Source organism: Saccharopolyspora sp. NPDC002686 (genome assembly GCF_040295745.1).
Lineage (GTDB): Bacteria > Actinomycetota > Actinomycetes > Mycobacteriales > Pseudonocardiaceae > Saccharopolyspora > Saccharopolyspora oryzae.
Genome location: NZ_JBEOVY010000307.1, coordinates 1 through 9,613, shown reverse-complemented (window position 1 = coordinate 9,613; position 9,613 = coordinate 1). Strand labels below are relative to the sequence as shown.

Sequence of the window (9,613 nt, the reverse complement as noted above, 5' to 3'; positions counted from 1 at the left end):
GGAGGCCCGGCTGGCCGCGGAGCAGTACGCGGAGAAGACGGGTGCGCGGCTGATGCAGCTGACGACCGCGGTCCGGGCCGCGGAGCGGATGCCGGCGCAGCGGCGGAGGTCCGCGCACCGCGCGGTGGACGCGGAGCTCGGCCAGATCGAGGACGACCTGCTCACCCACTTCGGAGTCCCCAAGCGGCGCTGAACGCACGAAGAGGGGCACCCGCGCGAGCAGGTGCCCCTCTTCGCACCTCCCAGGGCTGGGAGGGACGCAAATTCAATGGAAATCAGTCGTCCGATTTCCATTGAAATCGCACGACTCCCCCCGCACCCGGGCGTGTCGGGAGGGACTCCGGGGTCCGCAGTTTCCACTGGAACTGCGGACCCACCGGTCAGCGGCCGGGGATCTTGACGAAGCCCTTCTCGGCCATCCAGTCGCGGGCGACGTCGGCCGGGTCGCGCCCGTCCACGTCGACCTGGGCGTTCATCTTGACCAGTTCGTCGTTGGTCAGCGCCTTCGACACCGGCTCGAACACCGAGGTGATCTGCGGGTACCGCTTGAGCAGCTCATCGCGGGTCGTGATGCCGATGTTGTAGCGCGGGAAGAACAGCTTGTCGTCGGTCAGCACCTTCAGGTCCAGCGCCTTGATCCGGCCGTCGGTGGTGAACACCTCGCCGAAGGTGCAGGTCCCGTTCGCCGTCGCCTGGTAGATGCTGCCCTCGGTGAGGATCTTCATCTTCGACTTGTCCGCGGTGAAGCCGTACTCCTGCTCCACCCCGGGCATGCCGTCGTTGCGGTTGGCGAACTCGGTGTCCACGCAGAACGTGGCGTCCTCCGGGTGCTCGGCGACGATCCGCGGGATGTCCGACAGCTTCTCCACGCCGAGGCGCTTGGCCGCGTCCTGGTTGACCGCGAACGCGTAGGTGTTGTCCACCTGGTAGTCGATCGCGGTCCAGGCGATGCCGTTGCGCTCCAGGTCCTGCTTCTTGACCGCCTCGAACTGGGCGCGCGCGTCCGGGATCGGGTCGTTGTTGCCGTTGTAGCTGATCCAGGACGTCCCGGTGTAGTCGTACAGGGTGTCGATCTGGCCGCTCTGCAGCGCACGACGAGCCGTGGACGACCCGACGATGCTGCTCAGGTCCCGCACGTTGGCCCCGGCCGCGGACAGCGCGAACTGACCGATGTAGCCCAGGACGAGCTGCTCGGTGAAGTTCTTCGAGCCCACCGTGATGGTGACGCCCTCCAGCTCCGGGACCGGCTTGATCGAGCCCGGTTCCACCGCCAGCGGCACCGCGCTGCCGGAGCTCAGGCCGCAGCCGGACAGCAGCACGCCGGCCATCGCCAGCGAGGCCAGTTTCAACGCGCCGCGGCGCGACGTCTTCAGCTTCATCGCAACCCCTTCGGCGACAGGTAGGTCTCGGCGAGCGCGCCCAGCCAGTCGACCAGCAGCGCCAGCGCCATGGCCAGCACCGAGCCGACGATCATGACCGTCCAGTCGTTGAGCTTGTAACCGGTGTCGATCATCTCGCCGAGCCCGCCGGCACCGACGAACAGCGCCAGGGTCGCGGTACCCACGGCCAGCACCAGCGCGGTCCGCAGACCGGCCAGGATGTAGGGCACCGCCAGCGGCAGCTCGATGCGCAGCAGCACCCCGGTACCGGACATGCCGATGCCGCGACCTGCGTCGATCAACGACGGGTCCACCTGCTGCAGGCCGACGATGGTGTTGCGCAGCACCGGCAGCAGCGCGTAGAAGGCGATCGGCAGCACCGCGATCCAGAACCCGGTCGAACCACCGGTGAACAGGAAGAACAGCACCAGCAGACCGACCGCGGGCGCGGCCTGGCCGATGTTGGCGAGGCCGATCACCAGCGGCGCCGCCTTGCGCGCCCACGGGCGGCTGAGCAGCACGCCCAGCGGCACGGCCACCGCGATCACGATCAGCGCCACCGCGAAGCTCATCAGGAAGTGCGCCCAGGTCAGGCCGAGGATGTACGGCGCGTTGATGCTGCGCGCGGTCACCTCGTCGTTGTCCTGGCTGAACGCCCAGCCCAGCACCGCGGCGACCAGCACCACCACCGCGATCGGCTGCGCCAGCAGGCGCAACCGCTCCGCGGTGCGGGATCCGGAGTCCGAAGCGAACTGGCTGCTCATCACTCGTCCCCGGCCGGGTCGTCGGCGTGCTCGTCGCGCAGCGCCTTGATGGTGTTCATCACCGTGTCGATGTCGACCACGCCGACGTACTCGCCGCGCGAGCCGACGACGACCGCGACGCCGTCGTCGTCGGTGAGGATCGCTTCCAGCGCGTCCTGCAGCGTGGAGGCCAGCGACACGCTGTCCTCGACCGGCCGGCCCGCGCGCTCCAGCGACGACACCGCACCGGCTTCGCGGGCCGACGCCCAGCGCAGCGGGCGGTTGCGCTTGTCCAGCACCAGGCCGATCGCGCCGCGACGGGTGCCCAGCTTCTCCTTGAGCACCGACGGCGAGTCGTCGACCTTCGCGGTCGGCACCTCGCCGACCTCGATCTCGCGGACCCGTCGCAGGGTCAGCTGCTTGAGCGCGGCACCGGCGCCGACGAACCCGGCGACCGTGTCGTCGGCCGGGTTGGCCAGGATCGCGTCGGGCGTGTCGTACTGCAGGATCTTGGAGCGCTCGCCGAGCACCGCGATCCGGTCGCCGAGCTTGACGGCCTCGTCGAAGTCGTGCGTGACGAACACGATCGTCTTGCCCAGGTCTGCCTGCAGGCGCATCAACTCGTCCTGCAGCACACCTCGGGTGATCGGGTCCACCGCTCCGAAGGGCTCGTCCATCAGCAGCACCGGCGGGTTGGCCGCCAGCGCCCGCGCCACGCCGACGCGCTGCTGCTGACCGCCGGAGAGCTGCCGCGGGTAGCGGTTGCGGTACTCCGCCGGGTCCAGGTTGACCAGGTCGAGCATCTCGTCGACGCGCTCGCCGATCCGCTTCTTGTCCCAGCCGACCAGGCCGGGCACCATGCCGACGTTCTCGCCGACGGTCATGTGCGGGAACAGGCCGGCCTGCTGGATCGAGTAGCCGATCTCGCGGCGCAGCTTGTCCGGGTCGAGCCCGAGCACGTCCTGCCCACCGATGGTGATCTTGCCGGAGGTCGGCTCGATCAGGCGGTTGATCATCCGCATGGTGGTGGTCTTGCCGCTGCCGGACGGGCCGACCAGCACCACCGTCTCACCGGCGGGGATGGTCATGGTCACCGAGTCGACGGCGGACTGCTTCTGGCCGGGGTAGCGCTTGGAGACCTCTTCCAAGCAGATCTCCACGCCGTGCCCGTTGGTCGGGGTCATGTTGTCGTCAGCCACGAATACCTCTCGAAGTCGTCAACCGCCCGATCAGCACGAAGACGGCGTCCAGCAGCAGCGCCAGGATGACCACGCCGACGGTGCCGGCGATGGCCATGTTCAGCGCGTTCGCGCCGCCCAGCTGGCCGAGGCCGCTGAAGATCAGGTTGCCCAGGCCGGGGCCCTTCGCGTAGGCGGCGATGGCCGCGATGCCCATCAGCATCTGGGTGCTCACCCGCATGCCCGCCAAGATCGGGGGCCAGGCCAACCGCAGTTCGACGCGGGTCAGCACGCCGAACCGGCTCATGCCGATCCCGCGGGCCGCGTCCAAGATCGGCTGATCGACTGTAGACAGCCCGACGATCGTGTTGCGCACGATCGGCAGCAGCGCGTACAGCACCAGCGTCAGCACCGACGGCGCCACGCCCAGCCCCAGCACGGGGATGAGCAGGCCGAACAGCGCGAACGACGGGATGGTCAGGACAGCACTGGAAAGTGCGGTGGCGATCGCCGCCCCAGCAGGGCTGCGGTAGACCGCAACCCCGACCAGGACGCCGACGATCGTCGCCAGCAGGATGCACTGGATCACCATGCTGGCGTGCTGGAACGCGTTGACCAGCAACGATTGCCACCTGGATGCGACGTAGTCCAGGAAGTTCACCGATTACTCTTTTCCGCTTACCGAGGCCCCCGCAGGGTCCTCGTCGGTCCCCACCGGGGTGGTGACCAGCTGGAATTCATCGTCGTGCCCATCGGCGCCGGCGATCACGGCCGGGCCCTCGGCACCCTCGACCAGGGCGGTGCACGTCAGCAGCACCACGACGAACTTTTCCGGCTCGGCGCAGCAGCGCTGCGACACCGGGCCGAGCTCCACCGGACGCCGGATCAGCGCTGGTGGAGGGCTAGTTGTGGATGTGGGTGCGCCTGGCAACCAGGCGCACCCACATCAGGCGATGGGACTACTTGTCCCCAGCCGGGGCCTGCTCGGTCTCTTCTTCGTCGACCGGCGTCGTGACCAGCTGGAACTCGCCGTCGTGCTCCTCGGAGCCGACGATCACGGCCTGCTCCAGCACCTCGGCGCCCTTGGCCTCGCGCAGGGTGATCTCGTCACTGCGCAGGTCCTTCATCAGCGCCACGCACATCAGCACCATGACCACGGCGAACGGCAGCGCGCCGAGGAAGGTCAGGTTCTGGATGCCGTCCAGCGCCTTCTCCGCGTCACCACCGGACGTGCCGATGACCAGCATGATCGCGGCCACCGCACCGGTCGCGGCACCCCAGAAGATGACCACCCAGCGGCTCGGCTCGATGGAGCCGCGCTGCGACAGGGTGCCCATGACGACCGAGGCCGCGTCCGCGCCGGAGACGAAGAAGATCGCCACCAGGATCATGACCAGCACCGACGTGATCAGCGTCAGCGGCAGGTTCTCCAGGACCGAGAAGGTCTGGGCCTCCGCCGTGCCGTCGCCGTAGACGTTGGCACCGCCCTTCTGCAGGCCGATCGAGGCACCGCCGAAGATCGCGAACCAGACGAGGCTCACCACGCTGGGGACCAGCAGCACGCCACCGACGAACTGGCGGATCGTGCGGCCGCGGCTGATGCGCGCGATGAACATGCCGACGAACGGCGTCCAGGAGATCCACCACGCCCAGTAGAAGATCGTCCAGCTGGCCAGCCAGGACTGCATGTCCGGGCCACCGGTCGCACCGGCCCGCGAGGCCATCTCACCGAACTCGCTCATGTAGGAGCCGAGCATGGTGGGCAGCAGGTCCAGGATGAAGACCGTCGGACCGACCACGAAGATGAACAGCGCCAGCACGCCGGCCAGCACCATGTTGATGTTGGACAGCCACTGGATGCCCTTGGCCACGCCCGACACCGCCGAGGCGATGAAGCAGATCGTCAGCACGACGATGATCAGCACCAGGATGATCGACGAGGTCTCGCCGATCCAGCCCGCGGCCTTCATGCCGGCGCTGATCTGCAGGGTGCCGATGCCCAGCGAGGCCGCCGAGCCGAACAGCGTCGCGAACAGCGCGAGGATGTCGATCAGCTTGCCGATCGGGCCCTCTGCGTTGCGCTTGCCGATCAGCGGGCGGAACACACCGCTGATCAGCTGGCTGCGACCGCGGCGGAAGCTGCTGTAGGCGATGGCCAGACCCGCGACCGCGTAGATCGCCCACGGGTGCAGGGTCCAGTGGAACAGCGAGGTCGCCATCGACGTGGTGATCGCCTCTTCGCTCCCACCCGGGACGGTGCCCGGCGGCGGGGAGACGAAGTGGGTCAGCGGCTCGCTGACGCCGAAGAACATCAGGCCGATGCCCATACCGGCGCTGAACATCATGGCGATCCAGGAGATCGTGCGGAACTCCGGTTTTTCGCCGTCCTGGCCGAGTGGAATCCGGCCGTACTTGCTGAACGCCAAGAACAGCGCGAAAACGACGAAGCCCGTCGCGGCCAGGACGAATCCCCAGCCGGTGTTGACGAGCAACCAGTCGAGTGCTGCGCTGGACGCGACACTCAGCGAATCGGTCCCAAGACCGCCCCAGATGACGATCGCGAACATGATCGCGGCGGTGACGCCGAATACGACCCAGTCCGTTCGCGGCTTTCCGAGGAACTCAGTGTTGTCGGACAGTTCGGTTGTATGGTTTCCCCCGGGGGAGCCACCACTTCGTTCTGCTTCGGTCGACACAGGTTCCGGCGCCGACTTTCGGCGACGCCCCCTCCTCTCAGTCGTCAGTCACGACGTTCCGATCAATGACCGACAATGCGGTCAACTGCGTTCGTAACGCCTGCAACCCGATAAACCGTGACCCAAACGGGTGAACAAGGCAAGCGTGGCCGCGGTCAGCGTGGCCGAACCGACACCTAGACTCGGGTGCTGTGGCAGCCGGTCTCGCACCTACGCAGGGCGCACTACGCGTCCTGCGCGGTGCTGCGCTGGCCACCACATCGGCATCACTGTCCGTAGCCACCCACGTGGCCGCCGGCGGGTCATTACCCGATCTGGGTTCGACTCTCGTGATCACCGTCCTCCTGGCCGGCGCCGGTGTGGCACTCGCTGATCGCAAGCGCGGGTCGTGGGGCATTCTAGGGGCACTTGGCGTCAGCCAGCTGTCACTTCACGTATTTCTCCAGCTCGTGGCGTCCCACCAGGACGCGCCGGGGGCGCTCGGCGTGCCGCTCTCCCCGATGGCGATGACCCTGGGTCACATCGGCGTCGTGCTGCTCACCGGACTGCTGATGGCCCGGGCGGAACGAGCACTCTTCGTAGTCGCCCGTCTGCTCCGATCGGTTCTGCCGCGGCGCCCGCGAGCGCTACGGATCGTGACCGAGCCGCCCACGGTGTGCATTCCCGCGGTCACGGTGCGTCCACTGGCGCACCTGGTCCACCAGCGGATCCACGCCCTCCGCGGGCCCCCGGAATCTCCTGTTCGAGATCAGTCGGCATTCGCCGCCTGATCGTTGTCGTTCTGTCATTTTTCGCCGGCCGAGACGACGGCCGAATAACAGGAGATTCCAAGTAAACATGTCGACAAAACGATTCGCGGCGCGTTCCGCGGCACTGACCGCTGCCTGCGCTATGACCGCTCTGCTGGGCGCCGCACCCGCATTCGCCCACGTCAGCGCGCAACCATCGGAAGCCGCCAAGGGCGGTCACGCGAAGATCGCTTTCCGAGTTCCCAACGAGCGGCCGAACGCCTCGACCGTCGAGGTCAAGGTCACGTTCCCCGAGGACACCCCGCTGAGCTCGGTGCGCACCAAGCCGAAGCCGGGCTGGACCGCGAAGGTCGAGAAGGCCCAGATCGCGCCGGTCGAGGTGGCCGGTGCTCAGGTCACCGAGGCGGTGCGCAGCATCACGTGGACCGCGCAGCCGGGCACCCGGATCGGACCGGACGAGTTCGACGAGTTCGAAGCCACCCTCGGCACGCTCCCGGAGAACAAGGACGAACTGGTCATCCCGACCTTCCAGACCTACGACAACGGCGAGGTCGTGGCCTGGGACACCCCGACCCCGCCGAACGGCGAGGAGCCCGAGCACCCGGCGCCGACCGTGAAGCTGGTCGAGGATGCCGAGGAAGGCCACGGGCACGGCGGTTCCGAGGAGAAGCCGGCGGCGGAAGCCGGTGCCGGTGACGACACGGCCCGCTGGCTCGGCGGCGCCGGACTGCTCGTCGGCGCGCTGGGCGTCGGCGTCGGAGCCGGTGCGCTGGCCCGCAGCCGCAGCGCCGCATCGACCAAGAAGGACGAGTCGTGAAGCGATTGATCGCAGTCGCAGCGCTGGCGATGGCCGCGCTGTTCGGCGGCGCGGGCACCGCGCTCGCGCACAACGTGCTGGTGGACAGCGACCCGAAGGAGGGCGCGCAGCTCTCGGTCGGGCCGCAGCAGGTGCGGTTGACCTTCGACCAGCCCGTCCGCGCCGGTGAGGGCTACAACACGGTGAACGTGGTCGGCCCCGACGGCACGTACTGGACCGACGGCCAGGTGAAAGTCGAGGGCAACTCGGTGACCATGCCGGTCCGCGAACTGGGACCGGCGGGCACCTACACCATCGGCTACCGGATCCTGTCCAACGACGGGCACCCGGTCCCGGGCAAGGTCACCTTCACCCTGACCCAACCGGGCAAGGGCACGCCGGCCGCACCCCCGCAGCAGGCGGACCAACCCGACCAGTCGGCCGAGTCCGGCGGAATGCCGGTCTGGCCCTGGATCGTCGGAGCGGTGATCGTGGTGGCCCTGGGCCTCGTCCTGGCCCTCCGCCTCGGCAAGCCCAAGGCCTGATCCCCGGATCAGCAACCAAGTGAAGGGCCCCTCCGACCAGCTTTCGGCCGGAGGGGCCCTTCACCGCATTCACCGGTCGAACCGACCCACCTTGATCGCAGCGACGAACGCCGACCACTGCGGCGCGGTCGCGGTGAAGTAGCCAGCGGCGCGGTCCTTGGTGTCACGGACAGCGGCACCGCCAGCGACGCGACCGACCTCGACGCAGCTCGTCTCCTGGTTGCTCCGGCTCGACTTCCGCCAACCGACGGGGACCTGCGATAACGTCATTTCGGCGTCTCCTCCTGGTCGATGATGCGAGCGATCAGGTCGGCTGTGTCCTCCGAACTCATCGCCGACTGCTCGACATCTTCCCGCGCGGAGACGAAGGCCTTCACGTCTGCTTCGTCACGGAGAAACGCCGATGACCTGTGGTGCTCCAAGTGCACCACGGGCTCGGCCTTGGCGAACTCCAAGAGGACGAACGGACCAGCATGCGCTGGCGTCCACCCAGCGGCGCTCGGAACAACACGGATCTCGACGTTGCCCCGCTCGCCCATCTCCAAAAGGAAGTGGAGCTGATCCAGCATCACTTCGGGGCCACCGATCGACTGGTGCAACGCGGATTCCAGCATGACCGCCGTGAACCGAACCGGTGCCCGCCTACGAGTGATCAAGTCGCGGCGGCCAAGCCGCATCATCACCCGTTTATCGGTTTCACCGCTGGGAATTCCGGCACTCATGATCGCGGACGCGTAGTCGGCAGTCTGCAACATGCCAGGCACGATCACCGGCGATACCTCGGTGATCGCGGTGGCCATGCGCTCGAATTCCAGGAGCGCTGCCATCTGATCGGCCTCGCCCGTTGCGCCGACCGACACCGTGTTCGGTGGTTCCGAGACCGCTTCTCGGGTCAGCTTCATCAGGCGTTCCCTGGTCGTGCCATTCATGCCGAGAACCGCGCAGAGGGCCGAAACCGCTTCTGTTGACGGCACTCGCTGGCCGCGTTCCCAACGCACCACGACGGAATGGGACACGTCCAGCTTGGTCGCGAGCTGGCGGAGTCCTAGTCCGGCTTTGTTGCGCGCATCCCGGAGTTCTGCGCCGAGAACGTACGCGCGCGGTGCAGGGGTGGTCTCGCTCATGCACCAAACAGTAGGCCACCCGGACGTGCAGCGTCGTCAATCGATCAGGCGATTGTCCACAAAGAACGAGACCGAAACTATTGGTCTCGGAACCACTGAGACCACAAGACCAACGAGTACGAGGAGGACAGAGATGTTCGAAGCGGCTGGGGTGGATTGGTTTTGGCGGCCCGTGGGAGTTGGGCGGCACGCGTTCGGCGTCGCCGCGAAGCGCGCTGAGCCGCACGACTCCGTCACGTCGTTCTGCGGTGTCGAGGTCGAGGCGTGGAAGGTGCAGCGGCTTCCGCCGGAGTCGGAGTGGATCGACCAGGACACCTGCATGGACTGCTGGGTGCGGATCAGCGCCCGGTGGTCGTGAGTGCGTAACAGTGTTCGAACACTGTTGGCCCGGCCCAGCGCGGCG

13 protein-coding genes are annotated in these 9,613 nt (G+C 67.7%); 5 read left to right on the top strand and 8 right to left on the bottom strand.

Annotated elements, in window-relative coordinates:
- On the top strand, positions 1-193 hold a 193-nt coding region (locus ABTZ89_RS30200; RefSeq protein ID WP_351051047.1), incomplete at its 5' end, for a DUF6474 family protein.
- 187 nt (positions 194-380) lie between these two features.
- Here ABTZ89_RS30200 and ABTZ89_RS30195 read toward each other — a convergent pair.
- The 6 genes from ABTZ89_RS30195 to ABTZ89_RS30170 form a co-directional block, all read right to left on the bottom strand.
- Positions 381-1,379, bottom strand: a complete 999-nt coding sequence (locus ABTZ89_RS30195; RefSeq protein WP_351051044.1) for a glycine betaine ABC transporter substrate-binding protein — start codon at positions 1,377-1,379, stop codon at positions 381-383.
- The gene (locus tag ABTZ89_RS30190; RefSeq protein WP_270951979.1) at positions 1,376-2,143 is read right to left on the bottom strand and encodes an ABC transporter permease; all 768 of its coding nucleotides are present in this window, start codon (positions 2,141-2,143) and stop codon (positions 1,376-1,378) included. Before ABTZ89_RS30190 ends, ABTZ89_RS30195 begins: the two co-directional genes overlap by 4 nt.
- Positions 2,143-3,306, bottom strand: coding sequence for an ABC transporter ATP-binding protein (locus tag ABTZ89_RS30185; RefSeq protein ID WP_270952027.1), 1,164 nt, complete (start codon positions 3,304-3,306; stop codon positions 2,143-2,145). The genes ABTZ89_RS30190 and ABTZ89_RS30185 overlap by 1 nt, the downstream gene beginning before the upstream one ends.
- Positions 3,307-3,313: 7 nt before the next feature.
- Positions 3,314-3,961: an ABC transporter permease gene (locus ABTZ89_RS30180; RefSeq protein WP_270951980.1), complete on the bottom strand. Its 648-nt coding sequence runs from the start codon at positions 3,959-3,961 to the stop codon at positions 3,314-3,316.
- Positions 3,962-3,964: 3 nt separating this feature from the next.
- On the bottom strand, positions 3,965-4,159 hold the full coding sequence (locus ABTZ89_RS30175) for a hypothetical protein (RefSeq protein WP_351051040.1): 195 nt from the start codon (positions 4,157-4,159) through the stop codon (positions 3,965-3,967).
- Between the two features lie 100 nt (positions 4,160-4,259).
- Positions 4,260-5,939: a BCCT family transporter gene (locus ABTZ89_RS30170; protein ID WP_270952028.1), complete on the bottom strand. Its 1,680-nt coding sequence runs from the start codon at positions 5,937-5,939 to the stop codon at positions 4,260-4,262.
- Between the two features lie 506 nt (positions 5,940-6,445).
- On the opposite strand from ABTZ89_RS30170, the gene ABTZ89_RS30165 reads away from it, so the two are divergent.
- The 3 genes from ABTZ89_RS30165 to ABTZ89_RS30155 all read left to right on the top strand — a co-directional run bounded on the left by ABTZ89_RS30165 (position 6,446) and on the right by ABTZ89_RS30155 (position 8,086).
- Positions 6,446-6,766: a hypothetical protein gene (locus tag ABTZ89_RS30165; RefSeq protein WP_351051037.1), complete on the top strand. Its 321-nt coding sequence runs from the start codon at positions 6,446-6,448 to the stop codon at positions 6,764-6,766.
- Positions 6,767-6,887: 121 nt separating this feature from the next.
- Positions 6,888-7,562 carry a YcnI family copper-binding membrane protein gene (locus ABTZ89_RS30160; RefSeq protein WP_351051034.1) on the top strand — a complete coding sequence of 225 codons (675 nt, stop codon included), beginning with the start codon at positions 6,888-6,890 and terminating at the stop codon, positions 7,560-7,562.
- Positions 7,559-8,086: a copper resistance CopC family protein gene (locus ABTZ89_RS30155; protein WP_351051031.1), complete on the top strand. Its 528-nt coding sequence runs from the start codon at positions 7,559-7,561 to the stop codon at positions 8,084-8,086. Before ABTZ89_RS30160 ends, ABTZ89_RS30155 begins: the two co-directional genes overlap by 4 nt.
- Before the next feature lie 69 nt (positions 8,087-8,155).
- Here ABTZ89_RS30155 and ABTZ89_RS30150 read toward each other — a convergent pair whose 3' ends face one another.
- Entirely contained in the window at positions 8,156-8,356 is a 201-nt protein-coding gene (locus tag ABTZ89_RS30150; protein WP_351051028.1) for a DUF397 domain-containing protein, read from the bottom strand.
- Positions 8,353-9,210, bottom strand: a complete 858-nt coding sequence (locus ABTZ89_RS30145; protein ID WP_351051026.1) for a helix-turn-helix domain-containing protein — start codon at positions 9,208-9,210, stop codon at positions 8,353-8,355. Before ABTZ89_RS30145 ends, ABTZ89_RS30150 begins: the two co-directional genes overlap by 4 nt.
- Positions 9,211-9,343: 133 nt before the next feature.
- Between ABTZ89_RS30145 and ABTZ89_RS30140 the strand changes: the two genes are divergently transcribed.
- Entirely contained in the window at positions 9,344-9,568 is a 225-nt protein-coding gene (locus ABTZ89_RS30140) for a hypothetical protein (protein ID WP_351051023.1), read from the top strand.
- Positions 9,569-9,613: the final 45 nt, after the last annotated feature.

Bases quoted from the DNA above. Each gene is read 5' to 3' on its own strand.
- ABTZ89_RS30195 (WP_351051044.1), bottom strand. From the start codon at position 1,379: ATGAAGCTGAAGACGTCGCGCCGCGGCGCGTTGAAACTGGCCTCGCTG.
- ABTZ89_RS30190 (WP_270951979.1), bottom strand. From the start codon at position 2,143: ATGAGCAGCCAGTTCGCTTCGGACTCCGGATCCCGCACCGCGGAGCGG.
- ABTZ89_RS30185 (WP_270952027.1), bottom strand. From the start codon at position 3,306: ATGACCCCGACCAACGGGCACGGCGTGGAGATCTGCTTGGAAGAGGTC.
- ABTZ89_RS30160 (WP_351051034.1), top strand. From the start codon at position 6,888: ATGACCGCTCTGCTGGGCGCCGCACCCGCATTCGCCCACGTCAGCGCG.
- ABTZ89_RS30150 (WP_351051028.1), bottom strand. From the start codon at position 8,356: ATGACGTTATCGCAGGTCCCCGTCGGTTGGCGGAAGTCGAGCCGGAGC.
- ABTZ89_RS30145 (WP_351051026.1), bottom strand. From the start codon at position 9,210: ATGAGCGAGACCACCCCTGCACCGCGCGCGTACGTTCTCGGCGCAGAA.
- ABTZ89_RS30140 (WP_351051023.1), top strand. From the start codon at position 9,344: ATGTTCGAAGCGGCTGGGGTGGATTGGTTTTGGCGGCCCGTGGGAGTT.